Annotated in this window: 15 protein-coding genes and 2 tRNA genes; 6 read left to right on the top strand and 11 right to left on the bottom strand. The window is 59.0% G+C overall.

Annotated elements, in window-relative coordinates; all coding sequences use genetic code 11:
- Nucleotides 1–107 precede the first annotated feature (107 nt).
- Both A0U92_RS16465 and A0U92_RS18060 read left to right on the top strand, forming a co-directional pair.
- Nucleotides 108–2,291: a M1 family metallopeptidase gene (locus A0U92_RS16465; protein ID WP_077814057.1), complete on the top strand. Its 2,184-nt coding sequence runs from the start codon at nucleotides 108–110 to the stop codon at nucleotides 2,289–2,291.
- A gap of 287 nt (nucleotides 2,292–2,578) precedes the next feature.
- Nucleotides 2,579–3,328, top strand: a complete 750-nt coding sequence (locus tag A0U92_RS18060; protein WP_077814058.1) for a hypothetical protein — start codon at nucleotides 2,579–2,581, stop codon at nucleotides 3,326–3,328.
- Between the two features lie 93 nt (nucleotides 3,329–3,421).
- Here the strand turns inward: A0U92_RS18060 and A0U92_RS16475 are convergent, their stop codons facing one another.
- Nucleotides 3,422–3,718, bottom strand: a complete 297-nt coding sequence (locus A0U92_RS16475) for a YggT family protein (RefSeq protein ID WP_077814059.1) — start codon at nucleotides 3,716–3,718, stop codon at nucleotides 3,422–3,424.
- Between the two features lie 155 nt (nucleotides 3,719–3,873).
- Here A0U92_RS16475 and A0U92_RS16480 point away from each other — a divergent pair.
- Nucleotides 3,874–3,949, top strand: a tRNA-Ala gene (locus tag A0U92_RS16480).
- 74 nt (nucleotides 3,950–4,023) lie between these two features.
- On the opposite strand, the gene A0U92_RS16485 is transcribed toward A0U92_RS16480, so the two are convergent.
- A complete protein-coding gene (locus A0U92_RS16485; RefSeq protein ID WP_077814060.1) occupies nucleotides 4,024–4,356 on the bottom strand; it encodes a type II toxin-antitoxin system HicB family antitoxin in 333 nt (110 codons plus the stop codon).
- Nucleotides 4,353–4,607, bottom strand: a complete 255-nt coding sequence (locus tag A0U92_RS16490; RefSeq protein WP_077814061.1) for a type II toxin-antitoxin system HicA family toxin — start codon at nucleotides 4,605–4,607, stop codon at nucleotides 4,353–4,355. Before A0U92_RS16490 ends, A0U92_RS16485 begins: the two co-directional genes overlap by 4 nt.
- Before the next feature lie 240 nt (nucleotides 4,608–4,847).
- Here A0U92_RS16490 and A0U92_RS16495 point away from each other — a divergent pair, with 240 nt between their 5' ends.
- Nucleotides 4,848–5,186, top strand: coding sequence for a hypothetical protein (locus tag A0U92_RS16495; protein ID WP_077814062.1), 339 nt, complete (start codon nucleotides 4,848–4,850; stop codon nucleotides 5,184–5,186).
- 346 nt (nucleotides 5,187–5,532) lie between these two features.
- Here A0U92_RS16495 and A0U92_RS18690 read toward each other — a convergent pair whose 3' ends face one another.
- Nucleotides 5,533–5,907 carry a phage integrase central domain-containing protein gene (locus tag A0U92_RS18690; RefSeq protein ID WP_408736128.1) on the bottom strand — a complete coding sequence of 125 codons (375 nt, stop codon included), beginning with the start codon at nucleotides 5,905–5,907 and terminating at the stop codon, nucleotides 5,533–5,535.
- A 300-nt stretch (nucleotides 5,908–6,207) separates the two neighbouring features.
- Between A0U92_RS18690 and A0U92_RS16505 the strand changes: the two genes are divergently transcribed.
- Nucleotides 6,208–6,618, top strand: coding sequence for a pentapeptide repeat-containing protein (locus A0U92_RS16505; RefSeq protein ID WP_077814064.1), 411 nt, complete (start codon nucleotides 6,208–6,210; stop codon nucleotides 6,616–6,618).
- Between the two features lie 114 nt (nucleotides 6,619–6,732).
- Complete coding sequence (uvrA, locus tag A0U92_RS16510) at nucleotides 6,733–9,654, top strand: excinuclease ABC subunit UvrA (protein WP_077814533.1); 2,922 nt, start codon at nucleotides 6,733–6,735, stop codon at nucleotides 9,652–9,654.
- A 156-nt stretch (nucleotides 9,655–9,810) separates the two neighbouring features.
- Here uvrA and A0U92_RS16515 read toward each other — a convergent pair whose 3' ends face one another.
- From A0U92_RS16515 to A0U92_RS16545, 7 genes are all read right to left on the bottom strand, one after another.
- A complete protein-coding gene (locus tag A0U92_RS16515; RefSeq protein ID WP_077814065.1) occupies nucleotides 9,811–10,392 on the bottom strand; it encodes a hypothetical protein in 582 nt (193 codons plus the stop codon).
- Nucleotide 10,393: 1 nt separating this feature from the next.
- A complete protein-coding gene (locus tag A0U92_RS16520; protein WP_077814066.1) occupies nucleotides 10,394–10,831 on the bottom strand; it encodes a L,D-transpeptidase in 438 nt (145 codons plus the stop codon).
- Nucleotides 10,832–11,016: 185 nt separating this feature from the next.
- Nucleotides 11,017–13,455: a helicase-related protein gene (locus tag A0U92_RS16525; RefSeq protein ID WP_236748196.1), complete on the bottom strand. Its 2,439-nt coding sequence runs from the start codon at nucleotides 13,453–13,455 to the stop codon at nucleotides 11,017–11,019.
- A gap of 219 nt (nucleotides 13,456–13,674) precedes the next feature.
- Nucleotides 13,675–14,199: a DUF2501 domain-containing protein gene (locus tag A0U92_RS16530; RefSeq protein ID WP_077814067.1), complete on the bottom strand. Its 525-nt coding sequence runs from the start codon at nucleotides 14,197–14,199 to the stop codon at nucleotides 13,675–13,677.
- 349 nt (nucleotides 14,200–14,548) lie between these two features.
- Nucleotides 14,549–14,624: transfer RNA gene (locus tag A0U92_RS16535), tRNA-Lys, on the bottom strand.
- 84 nt (nucleotides 14,625–14,708) lie between these two features.
- The gene (locus tag A0U92_RS16540; protein ID WP_077814068.1) at nucleotides 14,709–15,626 is read right to left on the bottom strand and encodes a ParB/RepB/Spo0J family partition protein; all 918 of its coding nucleotides are present in this window, start codon (nucleotides 15,624–15,626) and stop codon (nucleotides 14,709–14,711) included.
- Nucleotides 15,627–15,636: 10 nt separating this feature from the next.
- Nucleotides 15,637–16,407, bottom strand: coding sequence for a ParA family protein (locus tag A0U92_RS16545; RefSeq protein WP_187668972.1), 771 nt, complete (start codon nucleotides 16,405–16,407; stop codon nucleotides 15,637–15,639).
- Nucleotides 16,408–16,467: the final 60 nt, after the last annotated feature.

A 16,467-nucleotide genomic window follows, 5' to 3' on the forward strand; every position in this document is an offset into this window, starting at 1 on the left:
GTGTGCTTTTCACGTTAGGATGACAATCGCGGACAATACCGTGTTCACCTTGACGATGCTATCTGATGGGGTAGCACGGTAATCCGCCTGATGTCAGGAGACAGCGCATGCTGAAGAAACAGCCTTCCCCCCATTTCGTTTCCCGGATCGGGCGGGAGGGTCTGAAACGCGGCATGACTGGCCTGAAAAGGCCGGGTCTGCGTGGCGCGCTGCTGCTGACCGCCTTTGCGTTGCCCTGCCCTCTGACGTCTCTCCACGCGGCGGATGCGGGGGCGACATCTGTGCAGGAGGCGGCCAGAATCTTCGCGCCTCTGGCCTATCCCGATGCGCCGAATGTCTATCGTTCCGGCAGCGGCCGCCGGGGACCACAGGCCTGGCAGAACAGGGCTGACTACGACATCAGGGTGACGATCGACCCGACCAACCGGATGCTTTCCGGCAGCGAGATCATCACCTACACCAACAACAGCCCGGATGATCTGGACGTGCTGTGGGTGCAGCTCGACCAGAACATCTATCGGGAAGGCTCCAGAGCGGATTTCGCCAACCCGGAGCGCCATGAACACCATACCGACGGTATCTCCATCGAGAGTGTGTCCATTGAGGATGACGGTCGCAGCACACCGCTGGTTCCGGTCATTTCTGATACCCGGATGCAGCTTGCTCTGGCTGATCCGATGCAGAAGGGCGAGAAGCGGAAAATCCGCATTGTCTGGCACTATACCGTGCCGGGCGAGTGGGGAGGGCGCACCGCCGTCTCTCCCAGCAAAAACGGCGATATCTACGAGATAGCGCAGTTCTATCCTCGTATAGCCGTCTACGATGACATTCGGGGATGGGATACCGCGCCCTATCTCGGCCAGGAATTTTATCTGGAATACGGGGATTTCGACTACAGCGTCACCGTGCCGTCGCACTTTGTCGTCGCGGGTTCGGGCGCTCTTGTGAATCCGGCTGAAGTCCTGACGCAGGAGCAGCGTGACCGTCTGGCGCAGGCGGCGAAGAGCGAACAGCGGGTCATGATCCGCACGCAGGCGGAGGTCGAAGGCGCGCCTCCGCCACTACCTCAACCCCAGCCGGAAGCGGCTCCCGTGAAAAAGGGAGCCGAGCCGGACAAAAAAGCGGAACCGCCGGAACCCGCGACCAGAACATGGCATTTCCGGATGGCCAATAGCCGCGACGTGGCGTTCATGGCCTCCGCCGCGTTCCTGTGGGACGCCGCCAAGCTGGATCTGCCGCCTCTCTCGGCGGGAAACGACAAGGACAGACAGCCTGCGCCGCGCCTGGCCATGTCCTTCTATCCTGTCGAAGGCATTGGCGCGCATGGGTGGGACCGGTCCACGGCCTATGTGAAACATGCGATCGAGTATTTTTCGTCGCAATGGTCACCCTATCCCTGGCCTAACGCCATCAATGCCGCAGGGCATGGCGCGAGCATGGAATATCCCGGCATCGCCTTTGAGGACGCGAAAAAGCGGGATCCCGACCTTTTCGCCATGACGACCCATGAACTTGGCCATCAGTGGTTCCCCATGATGGTCGGCTCGAACGAGCGACGACATGCCTTCATGGATGAAGGGTTTGACACCTTCATCGATACGCTGGCGTCCGTCCATTTCAACGGCGGAGAATTCGCGCCGAAACGGGACGCGGAATATGCGCCGCAAACCGGCAGACCTGCCATCGACATTGTGTCGTTGCTCAAGGACGGGGCCGCCCCAGTTCTGATGGCGCCTTCAGATACCGTTTCAGAGACCTATCGGCATGATCTGACCTATTTCAAGTCAGCTTACGGGCTGACGTTGCTGAGGGAGCAGATTCTCGGACCGGACCGCTTCGATCGGGCGTTGCGCGCCTACATCAAGGAATGGTCTTTCCATCACCCCACGCCGTCAGATTTTTTCCGGTTCATGAACAGTGAGGCAGGCGAGGATCTCTCGTGGTTCTGGCGTGGCTGGTATTTCAATAACTGGGCCGCGGATTATGCGGTCGGGTCGGTGTCCTATGTGGGAAATGACCCCAAAAACGGCGCCATCATTCCGGTCATCAACAGGGGACGCCTGCCGTTGCCGGTGGTGCTGCAGGTGACCTGGATGGACGGAAGTTCAGCCCGCATCCGCATTCCCACGGAAACGTGGATGCAGCGCAGCGAACTGAATGTGCAGGTCGCAGGCGCCCAGCCTGTCCGGACCGCCATTCTCGATCCCGACAGGGTCATTCCGGACATTGATCGCAGCAACAACAGTTTCGGGGAAATCCCGACGGCGTTTCCTGCGGCAGCCGGGCATTGACGAAGATCGGTATCGGGAGCCGACGTCCCTTCCGGCGCGAGGATGTTTTTATCGGGCTGCCCGGATGGCCGGACAGGCGCGAAGGAGCCGGGAGTGTTACAAAAGGGCACACGCTACCCGGAGAAGGCCGTTATTCAGTCATAAAACGGTGACGGATTCTGCTTACGTTCTGTTTTCATCCATATGACATCTTCAGTGGCATCAAGTTCTGATGATCCTCATATCGTCTTTTGCTTCCGTGATTCTGGCACGGAGAAAGATCTGATCGAAATTTCTGGAGAAGCGCCGTGAACACCAACCGATTCAAGTTGCTGCAGAGGGCTGCTGTTGCTGTCGTGTCCTTTTCGGTTCTTACGCCTGCCTTCGCTCATCCGGGTGGAGGCGGTGGTGGAGGATTCCATAGTGGCGGCGGCCCGGGTGGAGGTGGTGGCTTTCATGGTGGCCCCGGCGGCGGTGGCTTTGGTGGAGGCGGATTCCACGGCGGTGGCCCTGGTGGTTTTCGTGGTGGTGGTGGTGGGTTTGGTGGACGTGGTCCCGGCTGGGGCGGTGGCTGGCATGGTGGTTGGCATGACGGCTGGGGTGGCGGACGCGGTCCCGGCTGGGGCGGTGGCTGGCGTGGCGGCTGGCATGGTGGCTGGGGCGGCGGTTGGGGTGGACCCGGCTGGGGTTGGGGCTGGGGAGGATACCCCGCCTATTACGGCTGGGCGGGCTACCCTTATTGGGGCGGTTACGGCGGCTGGGGTTGGGGCTGGGGTTGGGGTGCGCCGTTTGCTTTCGGAACCCTGTTAGGGATGTCCGTCGGGGCCGCCAGCACAGAGACCGGATATTATGGTGACTATTACCAGCAATCCGGAGAGTATGCTCAGCCTTACGGCGATTATTCCCAAGGCTATGCCCAACCATACGGAAATGTCTATTATGGCGGGTATCAGCAGGCCCCTCCGCCACCAGTCGCGACACAGGTGCCCGACAATGTCGTCACATGCTCGCCCGGCCTGTATTTCAACAGGCTGACGGAAAGCTGTGATCGGCAGTAATGACCGGCTTTCGTGAATTCTGAAGACAGAAAACCCCGCCAGACAGGATCTGGCGGGGTGCAGGCATACTGACAGCCTGATTTGATACCGTGGCTACCCCGTAAGGCAGCTTATCATCTGGCGCGCCACGAAGGGCTCCACGAGATATTGCAGCACCAGAAGTACGACCAGCGGTGACAGATCCACATTTCCAAAGGATGGAAGAATGTTTCGCAGAGGTGTGAGGACCGGCTCTACCAGACCACCAAGAACGCGGCTTGCCTGCCAGACGGTCCGGTTTCGTGAATCAAGCACGCCGAAAGAATACAGCATGCTGAAAACACAATAGATGATGATGACCGCTTCATAGAGCTTTACCACCGTCAGAAGCAGGCGCCACAGATCATACACGGGAAACTGTATCCTCTCGCAAAAACATCAGGCGCACTTCGCGCACGACAAAACAGACTACAGGACTCGTGGAATAGAGCACAATATGGTTCACTTCCGATGAACGATATGGCTTGACAGTTAAGGTCGCGGGCTATCTAGTCTCAGGCCAAGGCGGGGCTGTAGCTCAGATGGGAGAGCGCCTCGTTCGCAATGAGGAGGTCAGGGGTTCGATCCCCCTCAGCTCCACCAGCCGCCTTGTGTTTCATCAGTAAAATCAAAATGTTGTAGGTTCAGAGCGCTGCTCTGAGGCTTGGAGAGACGTTTCAGCCTGCCACGTGCTCCAGCGCATCCTGAACAAGCCGATTCAGGCTGACGCCGCGGGCGGCTGCCATCTCGACGGCCCGAGCATGCGCTTCAGGCGGCAGACGCACCTGAAACTTGCCGGAATAGTGCTTCACAGGCTCGATACCTTTTTCCGTACACATCTCCAGAAAGACACGCAGAGACGTTTTTCCTTCCTGCCGGAGACCTTCCACGCTGTCGGCATAAAAGTCAGCCCCGCCATTCAGGCCAACGAACTCGCCCCGAAACAGGCCGATTTCAGGATCAAACTGAATGACGGCCCGATGGCCGCTTATCTCCATCATGTTGTTCATGGCGCCACCTCATTCTGCTCAAGCCATTTGCTTACCGCTGCAACAGCTCCCTTGTCAGTGTCCGGTTTGGGGTGCGGACGATGGAACGCCCGGCTCTCTCTAAACAGGAACACGCCAACGCGGGAGCCTTCCCGTTCTGACACTTCCCCACCAAGAGCAATGAACAGGGCTTCGATGTCAGTCCATGGCACATTGCCGGAGACGGGACGCTTGAAGACAAGCTCCAGCGTGCGGCGATCTTTGGCTTTCATGAATAAATGATACTATTTTTCAGTATCACAGGCAACGTATTTATCTGTTGAGTCGGCAGGCATAAGCCCCAATCAGCGCCGCCTCTGTCCGCCCGTCGCCACTCATGCAAGGACGGCCCTTACATACACCATTGCACCGCTGGCGCAGGTGGCACTACGACGCCGCGCTACCAACCTCCAGCAGAGCGTGGTACTGAAAACGCATCACTCATCTGCATGCCGGGTCGCCCGGAAAATTTGATGAAGCACGAAGAGTTCCGTGAGAGCGCGTCATTCTGGACAGCTTCCGGCGAATGGCGCTGCCCAGACGTGGGCCGCCGCACCATCATAGCCATTCAGCTTGAACTCCAGTTGGAGCCGTCTTGGTTCAAGGGGCTACTCTATGCTGTCGATCAGTCAGTATTCGACGACACGTTGCACCAAGCTGAGTCAGATAGGACTATGTGTAGAAAGGAGATGGCAGGATTGTGCCGCCTGCCGACGAAAACCTGCCAAGCTGGCGATATGACGAATAAACCGCTGCTCCATTGTCTGAATAGGAGCGAAGCAAAGACTGATCAACGAGGAAGAAATGTCTGAGCCTAAACTTCTACGGTTGCATCTGTTGGCCCGAGCTAATGATCAGGAGCGCAAACTATGGTCAATTGGGTCGGGTGAATGTGAAAGTGGCCACTGGGTAATGACAGAAGCGTTTGCCTCACATGCACAAGGGGCTGAAATTCATCTGCATGAGCGTCAAGGAGAGTGTTCATGGAAGGCTGGCAGGATTATAGGCTGGCGGCCTTCTGACTTATCCGGTCGAGTTGTGCTCCGTTTCAAAGTTGAGCCCTCGTTGCAACGAACTCACCGCAAAGGCTGGGGCAATGAGCAGTCCAGAGTATGGGAAAACTCTGAGAGCAAGGAACATATCAGTTAAAGTTTTTTTCTATGAGTCTCCGTATGGCGGGGACGCTGGGGTTACGCTGAGGAAGGCGACGTCCACAAACGCTTCTTGAAAAGGTATATCTGCTGCCATCATCAGGTGAGCAACCAGGTAGATTTTTTGCCGATAGGGCAGTAGTATGGAGACTGCTGTACTGTTGCGTGAGGAGCGAAACAGGTGCGCAATGTCTTTCCAATCGATTATGGCGAAGTGGCCGCTCTTCATCACCTTGGACGGTGAAGCGAGTATGGCCGACAGATGCCCCCTCCACCGGGCCGGGTTTTCTCCGGTCCGCCAGCCCTGTGCGCGAGCATAGTTGCGGATACGCTCGATGCGTCCCCGCACCCGCGTGGCGGTCTCGATGCGGTCGGTCCAGATAGGCTAAGGGGCATAATGTAGGTCAGTGTCGAGGCAGAGACATTGTGAAAAACTGACTGGTTTGCGCTGCAAAGGAACTCTCTCATCACGCTGAAGGGCCACAGTGCCATGGTGTTTGACCGGATTCATTCCCCGATGAAACGGAGAGTGGATTCGAGGCAGATTTTGAGAGTGTGACGGCAGTTCCAGAACGTAACTGCTTCCTCGGATCAGAAAAAATGAAATGCCCGGCATCAACCTCCTGTGAAGGATAATCGGTTTCTCTGTGGTGCTTCAGGTGTACAGAGAGGATCGGATGTAATGCGGACGTTTTCAGGCCTCATGATAGGTCTCATTATAATGGCGTCACCTGTCATGGCTCAGGATTACTCCACCAGTCCGGGCAAAAAGCGCGGGCAATGGGATTACTCTACAGGCAGCCAGTCAGCGCCTCCCGGCGACAATTATGAAGGCTACCCTCCCCCGCCGACGCAGGTCATCATTTCACCAGGAATGGGTAGTGGCTATGGCGGTTATATTGGTGGCGCCGGGACGACATCCTGGAATAGCGGGCAGACCACGCAGTCGGCGGGACGCGGGGGCGGTGTCAGTCCGGGCGGTGTTGGTTGGGGGAATACCGGTATGGGGAATGTGGGTGCAGGCAATATCGGCGCCGGAAATGTTGGAACGGGTAATGTCGGATACGGCAATACCGGCGGTATGAGCCGATAAAGCCATCAGGCCGAAATGATCCCGATATGTTCTTTTTGGAGGGGCTATCCCCTGTAAATCCACAAGAAGCGTCCTATATTGTTCGATCTGAACACAAGGACATACGACCGGACGATGACAGCCAAACCCGTTTCAGGCCCCGCCATCCGTGTGAAGGGCGCTCGCGCCCATAACCTCAAGTCCGTCGATGTGGATATCCCGCGTGATCAGATGACGGTCATCACCGGCCTGTCTGGCTCCGGCAAATCGTCGCTGGCGTTCGACACGATCTACGCGGAAGGCCAGCGGCGTTACGTCGAAAGCCTCTCCGCCTATGCCCGCCAGTTTCTGGAACTGATGGGCAAGCCGGACATGGACTCGATCGAAGGGCTGTCACCGGCCATTTCCATCGAGCAGAAGACGACCTCCAAGAACCCGCGTTCGACGGTCGGAACGGTCACCGAGATCCATGACTACATGCGCCTGCTCTGGGCGCGTGCGGGTGTGCCGTATTCACCCGCCACGGGTCTGCCGATCGAGGCGCAGACGGTCAGCCAGATGGTGGATCGCGTTATGGCCATGCCGGAGGGCATGCGCCTGATGCTGCTGGCTCCCGTTATTCGTGACCGCAAAGGCGAGTATCGCAAGGAACTGGCCGAACTTCAGCGGAAGGGTTTTGCCCGCGTGAAGGTCGATGGCGAACTCTACGATATTGAAGATGTTCCCAATCTGAACCGCAAGCTGCGCCACACGGTCGAAGCGGTGGTGGACCGGATTGTCGTCAAGTCCGGGATTGAAAGCCGACTGGCTGACAGTTTTGAGACGGCGCTCTCGCTGTCGGATGGTCTTGTCTATGCGGAAGAAGTGAAGCGGGACAGCACGGAGCCTGCGGAACGCACGGTGTTTTCCTCGCGGTTCGCCTGTCCTGTCAGTGGGTTTACGCTGGAAGAGATCGAGCCGCGCCTGTTCTCGTTCAACGCGCCACAGGGGGCCTGCCCGGCCTGTGACGGGATCGGCACCGAGACTTTCTTCGATCCGCGCCTGATCGTACCGGATGAGCGTCTGTCTCTGGCGCAGGGAGCTGTCGCGCCCTGGCGGAATGACAAGACGCCGCTCTATGAGCAGACGCTCCAGAGTCTGGCCAAGCATCTGGGCGTCAGCATGGACACGCCGTGGTGCGATCTGCCGGAAGAAGCGCGTGCCGTCATTCTCGATGGAACGGATGATGACGTACACTTCGTCTATCGTGACGGTGGAAAGTCCCATACGCTGACAAAACCGTTCGAGGGAGCCGTGGCGAGCCTCCAGCGTCGCCTGCGGAATACGGACAGTATCTGGCAGAAAGAGGAACTTTCCCGCTATCAGGCGGACAAGCCCTGCCATGTCTGTCATGGCGCGCGTCTGAAACCTGAAGCGCTGTCAGTCAGGGTTGCGGGATTCAACATCGCACAGGCATCCGATCTGGCGATCAAGGATGCTCATGACTGGTTCGAAAGCGTCCTGCCGACCCTGACGCCACAGCGTGCGGAAATCGCCCGTCGTATCCTGCGTGAAATCAATGACCGTCTGAAATTTCTTGTCGATGTGGGCCTGGATTATCTGACGCTCTCCCGTGGCTCGGCGACCCTGTCGGGTGGTGAAAGCCAGCGTATCCGTCTGGCCAGCCAGATCGGGTCCGGTTTGACGGGTGTGCTGTATGTGCTGGATGAGCCTTCCATCGGGCTGCATCAGCGCGATAACGAGCGGCTTCTGGCGACGCTGCAACGTCTGAAAGCTCTTGGAAACACCCTGATCGTTGTCGAACATGACGAGGACGCCATCCGCAGTGCGGACTGGCTGATCGACATGGGACCGGGCGCGGGCGTGAAAGGTGGCACGGTGATCGCCAGCGGCACACCGACCGAAGTCGCCGCCTGCAAGGACAGTCTGACCGGTGCCTATCTGTCGGGACGCAAACGCATCGAAGTGCCGAAAGAACGCCGCCCGATCGATCCGAAGCGGTTTGTGACGGTCCGTGGCGCCACAGGCAACAATCTCAAGGACGTGACGGCCAAATTCCCGCTCGGCACCTTCACGTGTGTCACGGGCGTGTCGGGTGGCGGCAAGTCCACGCTGGTCATCGATACACTCTACAAGACCCTCTCCCGGCGTCTGATGGGCTCGTCGCAGACGCCCGCTCCGTGCGAGCGTGTGGACGGGCTGGAACTGCTCGACAAGATCATTGACATCAACCAGTCACCCATCGGTCGGACGCCGCGCTCCAACCCGGCGACCTACACCGACCTGTTTACGCCAATCCGTGACTGGTTCGCGGAACTTCCGGAAAGCAAGGCGCGTGGCTACAAGCCGGGACGCTTCTCTTTCAATGTGAAAGGCGGTCGTTGCGAAGCCTGTCAGGGCGACGGCGTCATCAAGATCGAGATGCACTTCCTGCCCGACGTGTTCGTCACCTGCGATGCGTGTAAAGGCGCGCGCTATAATCGTGAAACATTGGAAGTGAAGTTCAAGGGCAAGTCGATCGCCGATGTGCTGGCGATGAGCGTGGACGAGGCGCTGCCCTATTTCGAGGCGCAGACCCGTATCCGCGATCGCCTCGCCATTCTTCAGAAAGTTGGCCTTGGCTACGTCGCTCTTGGCCAGCAGGCCACCACCCTTTCCGGCGGTGAAGCGCAGCGCGTGAAGCTGTCCAAGGAACTGGCGCGGCGTGCGACAGGCCGCACGATGTATATTCTTGATGAGCCCACCACAGGTTTGCACACGGAAGACGTCCGCAAGCTGCTGGAAGTGCTCCATGCGCTGGTCGATCAGGGTAATACGGTCGTGGTGATCGAGCACAATCTGGAAGTCATCAAGACCGCAGACTGGATTATCGACATCGGCCCCGAAGGCGGCAGCGGCGGCGGTGAAGTCGTGGCTGAAGGCACGCCGGAAGAGATCGTCCAGTGCAAGGCCAGCCACACGGGACGCTTCCTCGCGCCGCTTCTGATGCAGGAGGGTGAAGCTGTGCCGCCTGTGGCGAGGAAGGCTGTGCGTGGGCGGAAGAAGAAGGTGGGGTGATTGCTGGGTGTGTTGGAGGGGATTCAAGGGCGCTGCCCTTGACCCGCAAAGGGGCGCGGCCCCTTTGTTCCTGATTTGAGGATGAAGACCTTACTTCGACGTTTTTCAGGTGATGTGTTGATAAGAAAATATTTTTCGTTTCAAACGAAGTAATTTCTACCACTCTATTGTTATAAATTCGGATTTTTCTCGACCAACATTCTTCAGGGTGTGAATCCCTGGTTCGATCCATGCAGTGCTGCCGGATAGCAGGGATATTTTTTTAGGGTTCCCTTTACGCCAGTTATCCTCCTCTCCCGACGTTATGGTGTCAGTGAGGGTCATGTTGTCCAACGCAACGAGCAGCGTCTTGTTTCTGTCGCTCGCATCCGACAAGGATTTTGCGGGAGAAAGGTTGGTAGAAGTAATCGTAAGAGGCTGGCTTTTTGTGTTAATGAATATGACAAGAATCTTGGATTTTTTTGTTTCATTGGAAGAAAAACAGACTTTTTCTTGTGCTTCCACTGTGCCGTAACTGCCTTTTTGTAACGGAGTCCGTCCGTTTTTTAAGGTGTTTTTGTCGAGTGCTACCCAAACCGCACCATATCTGTTTTCTGGCTGTAAAAGATAAGGTGTATTTATAATCTGAACCGAAGCTTCGCTCGTCGTATCTGTTGCTGTGATGATCTGCGCCTGTGATGAAACAGGACAGGCCATGATGGACAGGCCGACAATAAATGCTAAATTTGCTTTCCACATATCAGTGTTTCCTGCGATTGTTTTTCACTGTTATGGTCAGAAGCGGATCTTGGGCCATGACGCCCGTTATGGCTTTCATGGCGTCTTCAGTCGTTCTTATACATCCTTGGGTAACATGATCCGGGCCGATACCTCGCAGGATGGACTTGTCAGGAGTATTTGCTCTTCCGGCATGAACACCAACACCGGCATGACCATCGAAAGGCATCATACGAATGATACCGAAAGAGCCGTATTCACCATTGACCGTGTCCGCGTTAGGCGCGCTGTGACGGTGCGGCGCAGTCCTGTCCTGAAAAGGAAGGCTGCCATTGGGAACAAAATGTAAGGTTGCATGGCTGTCTGTACGGTTGTTGGCGTGCCATGAACCGACAGATTTGCCATTTTTGTCTATCAGAACCAGAGTTTCTTCTGTGCCATCGAATACAAGTTGCGACATAACATACTCTTTTTATGCATGATTATTAATTGTAATTAATGGATGCAGGTCATTACAAGTGTATTGGAGAAATATTCTATACGAACACATACTTCAACAACCGGTTTCCAAAGGCGCCGCCTTTGGTGGGGTTCGGGGCAAAGCCCCGCCCTCGCCCCGGCACAACACTCTCTCGACCCCAGCCTCTACCGCCGTTCTTTCTGCTTCCGTGTCCGGCTCTGCTGCCGCAGCACGCTTTCGATCCACTCGTTGAGTTTGCGGGTGGTGTCCTCGGCTGATTCCAGATCCGGGTAGGTCTCCGGGAATCGCAGCGCCAGCCAGCGCCACGCGACAAGCCGCTTGTGGCGCTTTTCGGCGCGTTCAAGCTCTTCCCGGCCTGCGCGGTCTGGCGGTGGGAGACGACCTGTGCCGGGCGGCGGGATACGGGCTCCGGCGGCGTGCTCGGCGGCCCAGCCAACGAGACGACTGATGCCGTTGTCACGGTCATCGACGGGACACATGGCGTAGGTCCAGCGCTGGGTGAGATCGAGCCCTTCCACACCTTCCAGAGCGGACGCAATGGCGAAAGGCTGCTCCATGTCCGACAGACGGTAGTTGGGGTCGTCGTGCCGAAGCACGGCGCGGCGGATGCGGGCCAGCACGCCGTAGAGACTGTCGGAGCCGATTTCCGTGGCGATGGCGCGGACGATGTCGGCGTCGGGCTGCACGAGCGGACGGAGTTCATCGGGCGGAACCGGGTCGGCGTTGAGGTGGTCGCGGATGAAGCGCGGGCTGCCAGCGTCAGCCAGCACGGCGACAATGCCTTCCTCGTGCTTGCCGTAACGGCCCGCACGACCACCGATCTGCTTGACCTCCTGAATGGTCAGATCGCGGGTCTGGCGACCATCGAATTTTCTGAGGGCCGCGAACACCACGCGGCGGATGGACAGGTTGAGCCCCATGCCGATAGCGTCGGTGGCGATCAGGATGTCGGCAGCGCCCGAGTTGAAGCGCTGGGCCTCGGCGCGACGGACTTCCGGGCTGAGCGCGCCATAGACGACGGCGACGCGGCGACCGCGCTCCATCAGGGCGGCGCGCAGATCCAGCACTTCACGGCGGGAGAAGGCGATCAGGGCGTCGCCGGCCCTGAGTTCGTTGAGTCGGACGGGGGAGGATGCGGCTTTCAGCGGGCTTTTGCGCTGGAGAGAGATTTCGTCGATCGGGTCGCCGCAGAGTTCGGCGATGCGACGGACCATCGGAATACATTCGGGCGCGCCGAGAATATAGAGGTGGCGGGCGGGCGCGCCCATGATCGCGGCGGTCCAGGCGGCGCCACGATCGGGGTCGAAGAGCATCTGCGCTTCGTCGATGATGGCGACATCGACGGGATTGAAGAACGGGCACATCTCGACGGTTGCGGCGAGATGCTTGCTGCCTTCCACGATCATCCGCTCCTCACCGGTAGAGAGTGACGCTTCCACACCGCGGGCCGCCAGCGCCTCGCGGAACTCGTGGGCCAGCAGACGCAGAGGCGCCAGCGCAAGACCGCTCTCGGCTTTCGCCAGTGCGTCGAGCGCCGTGTGGGACTTGCCGCTGTTGGTCGGGCCTGTAATCAGCGTGATACGGCGTTCAAGGGCGCGAGCGGTGCGGAAATGGGCGGCGTAGCGGTCGAGGGCCGCCACGCGGGCGATGACCGAATTGGCGACATGCTTGCCGACCTTGGGAGGTTCCGGCAGTGGCGCGTCCCGTCGTCCGTCACGGTCGCGGCCACGCTTCTCCTTGCGGTCGAAAAACTCCTCGCTGATGCGCCGCCATTCAGGCAGGGCAGGGCGCAGGGCGATCAGTTCGTTGGGGTCGAACTCCCACAACTCCTGCCCGTCCTTCTGGAGGATGCGGCGAGCAACCGGGATGCGGTTTTCAGCGATCCAGCGCAGGGCCTCACGGTGCGAGCAGCGCAGGATTGCGGGGACTTCCTGAAAGCGGACAAGACTGCTTTCCCAGTCTTCGAGGCGCTTCTCCTCGCTCTCACGACGGGCGCGGGCCGTCTGCTCGATGGAGGCTTCCTGACGGACGCGGGCTTCCTCGGCTTCCTGTGCGCGTCCGACAAAGCGCTCACGGTCGGAGACGTTGAAGGCGTCGGCAATGGCGTCGGCCAGCCGTGCGGTCTGTCCTGCGGAGAGGACGCGCCCGGTGTCGAGCAGGTCCGCCTGCATACCAGCAAGCGCCTCTCTGGGTGTGTCGCCCAGCTCATGGAAACGCGCCGCCATGACGGGCTTGAGGGCCGCGAAGAGATCGTCGTCCGTGGCGTCGGGGTTTTCGACGGCGCTGGCCGCCTGCTCCATATCCTCGCGCGAAATCCAGATGCGCCCGTCGCGGCGGGTCTGGTCCATGAGGCGTGAGGCCCAGCGCTTGCGTCTGACGGCGCAGAGAGCGCTGATGAAGAGTTCGTCGGGCACCTCCTGCGCGCCCGGTGTCAGGGCGCGGCCTATGCGCCGGAGAAGGGCTGGTTCTTCACGAGGCTCGATGGAGAGAGCCGTGCGGGCCAGAGCAGTCTGGAGAGCGGCTCTGGCGGGCGAGGTCGTCTCCGGAAGTGCGGAGGCGAGGGAGAGCGTATTGGTCGGGCGAGAGCCGCTGGGCGCATTCATGAAAGTGATTGTGCGCGATCCGCCGCACGCGAACAATAGTGGACACAGGTGGAGCGTGTGACGTTTTGCCGAAAGTGGTTCGGCTTCAGCGCAAACCGGGATCAAAGGGACGGTGCGCCTTTGTGGGGTATGGGGCAAAGCCCCATCGGACTGTCGGACATAAAAAAAGCCGACCGGCGAAACCCGGTCGGCTTTCGTGACGTGCGGGAGGATGGAGCCTTACTGAAGCTCCTGACCCTTTTTCGTCAGGTCACTGCACAGTTTGACGCGCTTGGACTTGTCGAGTGTGGAGATATCGAACGGCGTGGAGGTGGCGTTCGACAGCAGGCCCTGCCCACCGAGCGAGTAGTTCTGATCGTTCTTCACGTCCGCACGCTTCGCCAGCTTGCGGGCCACACTGCGGGATGTCGTGCCGTTCACGTATTTCTTGTGAATGCAGTAGGACAGGAGACCCGCGACGTTCCCGGGTGTTGCGTTGTCGATGGACGGGAGGCCGTTTTCACCGAGAGCGCCAGGCGTTGCGGCGGTTGTCGCGCCGGTGATGCCTTTTACCATCTGCGCGCCTTCCGTGGGGGCGGAGGCGGCGTTGGCCGGGTTGGTGACGGGCAGGGCGCCATTGGGTGCTGTCGACAGGGTCGTGCCGGCCGGAAGCTGCTGGGCTGCTGTCTGGGCCTGAGCTACGCCAACAGAAGCGAGCGCCATGCCGAACGATGCGACAAGGGCGATATGCCGGGATGCAAACATGAAAACCTCTTACAAATAATGCAACCTGTGATGCATGTATGGTCGGCGTATTGTTCTTGTTTCCGAACATGGAGTGCAGGTCGCTGTCGTGTCCTTAAACTTCCGGGCGCAGGAAAGGTTCCGTCGGCACGGACTAAACGACATCTGACAATTTTGTGTAGTCCTGGGTCTGGTGTTGGAAAAACCCGGCACTGATGCGGACAGTAAGGGCAGTTACTATGAGAGACGCCGGTTATGCATATACGCGATCATGGCAGAGAGTCTTCGCGTGCATGCCGAGCGGCACAGTCCCGGTTTTCCATGACATGGAAAACGGGTAAATATTCTGCTGTGTGTCGGAGTAAAATCCTGGTGGGCGCACAAGGGCTCGAACCTTGGACCCGCTGATTAAGAGTCAGCTGCTCTACCAACTGAGCTATGCGCCCAGGATTTCCAGTTCCAAGCCTGTAGGCTGGAATAAGGCGGGCTTTTAACAGCCGTTCCGCTCCAGCGCAAGAGAGGAATTACAATTATCTGTTAAGAAGCGCCAGCAACCCATCAAGCTGATCCAGCGTCCGATAGGAAAAGCGGAGCGTGCCGCCCTTGCCATCAAACTGAATCTGCACAGGAAGCCCGAGTTTCGACGAGAGATCCCTCTCCAGCATGGCGATCTCGGGGTCGCGTCTCTCCCGCACGGGCTTCTGCTGCACGGGCTGTGCCGCCTCTCTGAGGGCTTTCTGGGCAAGGGCCTCAGTCTGTCGGACAGACATCTCTTTTGCGATAACGTCTTTTGCCGCGGCTTCCGGATGAGGATGCGTCAACAGGGCCCGGGCATGTCCTGCCGAAAGCCGACCTTCCACAACATCCGCCCGGAGTGCGGACGGGAGTCGCAGAAGTCGGAGCGTGTTCGTGATGTGCGGACGGGATTTGCCGATTGCCCGGGCCAGTTCGTCCTGTGTCAGGCGGTAGTCCTCGATCAGACGGCTGAAGCCTTCGGCCTCTTCCATCGGATTGAGATCGGCGCGCTGGAGGTTCTCCACCAGCGCTGCCGCCATGGCGTCGGTATCGTCGAGTTCACGGACGAGGACAGGGACATCGTGCAGCCCGGCCTGCTGGGCTGCACGCCACCGACGCTCGCCACCGATGATCTGGTAGGTGCCGGGCTTGTCCGGATGCGGTCGTGCGAGAAGAGGCTGCAGAATGCCTCGGGCGCGGATGGATTCCGCAAGCTCGCCCAGAGCTTCGGGTGCGAAGTTCTGACGTGGCTGAAAGGGGCTGGGTTCCAGAGATTCGACAGGCAACGAAGAAACGCCGTTACGCACAGGCTGGGACGAGGATACCTCGCCTGCTGTTGTGAGGGCTGGTTCTGACAGGATTGGCTGTTCACCGAGCAGGGCGGCGAGTCCGCGACCAAGACGTGGACGGGCGGGGGATTTCTTCGTGCTCACGCTCGGAACCTCAGTTGCTCGTGTTTTCAAGGCGCTTGCGCAGTTCAAGCGCAAGCGCCGTGTAGGACGTCGCGCCGCTCGAACGTGCGTCGTAGGTCATGACGGGCGTGCCATGGCTCTGGGCTTCCGAGATGCGGATATTGCGCGGGATGATGGTTTCCATCACCGCATCGCCGAAGAAGCTGCGGGCGTCGGCAGCAACGAGTTCGGAAAGATTGTTGCGGCGATCATACATTGTCAGGACAATGCCTGTGGTCTTGAGCGCCGGATTGAACTGTTTTTTGACCTTCTCAATGGTGCGGGTCAGATGGCTGATGCCTTCAAGCGCGAAGAACTCACACTGGAGCGGCGCAACGACACCGTCCGCCGCGACGAGCGCGTTGAGAGTCAGAAGGCCGAGGCTCGGCGGGCAGTCGATGATGATGTAATCCGCAGAACCCGCCAGAGACTTGATGGCCGATTTCAGCCGCTGTTCCCGCTCATCCTCGGTGATCAGTTCGATCTCCGCGCCGACAAGCTCCGTGCTGGCCGAAATCACGCCAAGATTTTCAATGTCCGTTTTCTGCACCAGCGCGGCGGCTTCGGCCTCGCCCATGAGCAGGGTGTAGGAGCCGCGTTTGCGGGCGTTATAATCCACGCCGATTCCGGTTGAAGCGTTGCCCTGTGGGTCGAGGTCGATCAGCACGACCCGCTGCCCGCTCTGGGCAAGGGCGGCGGCAAGGTTGATGGCGGTCGTTGTCTTGCCGACGCCCCCCTTCTGGTTGGCTATGGCGAGGGTAATGGGCTGGGCCGATCCGCGTGCCGGATGCGAGGCTGGTTTCGAAGTTTTCGTATTCTTTCT

The sequence above is a fragment of the Acetobacter aceti genome (assembly GCF_002005445.1).
GTDB classification, from domain to species: Bacteria; Pseudomonadota; Alphaproteobacteria; order Acetobacterales; family Acetobacteraceae; genus Acetobacter; species Acetobacter aceti_B.

Bases quoted from the DNA above. Each gene is read 5' to 3' on its own strand.
- A0U92_RS16515 (WP_077814065.1), bottom strand. From the start codon at position 10,392: ATGTGGAAAGCAAATTTAGCATTTATTGTCGGCCTGTCCATCATGGCC.
- A0U92_RS16495 (WP_077814062.1), top strand. From the start codon at position 4,848: ATGAAGCACGAAGAGTTCCGTGAGAGCGCGTCATTCTGGACAGCTTCC.
- A0U92_RS16490 (WP_077814061.1), bottom strand. From the start codon at position 4,607: ATGAAAGCCAAAGATCGCCGCACGCTGGAGCTTGTCTTCAAGCGTCCC.
- A0U92_RS16505 (WP_077814064.1), top strand. From the start codon at position 6,208: ATGCGGACGTTTTCAGGCCTCATGATAGGTCTCATTATAATGGCGTCA.
- A0U92_RS16485 (WP_077814060.1), bottom strand. From the start codon at position 4,356: ATGAACAACATGATGGAGATAAGCGGCCATCGGGCCGTCATTCAGTTT.
- A0U92_RS16530 (WP_077814067.1), bottom strand. From the start codon at position 14,199: ATGTTTGCATCCCGGCATATCGCCCTTGTCGCATCGTTCGGCATGGCG.
- A0U92_RS16520 (WP_077814066.1), bottom strand. From the start codon at position 10,831: ATGTCGCAACTTGTATTCGATGGCACAGAAGAAACTCTGGTTCTGATA.
- A0U92_RS16525 (WP_236748196.1), bottom strand. From the start codon at position 13,455: ATGAATGCGCCCAGCGGCTCTCGCCCGACCAATACGCTCTCCCTCGCC.
- A0U92_RS16465 (WP_077814057.1), top strand. From the start codon at position 108: ATGCTGAAGAAACAGCCTTCCCCCCATTTCGTTTCCCGGATCGGGCGG.
- uvrA (WP_077814533.1), top strand. From the start codon at position 6,733: ATGACAGCCAAACCCGTTTCAGGCCCCGCCATCCGTGTGAAGGGCGCT.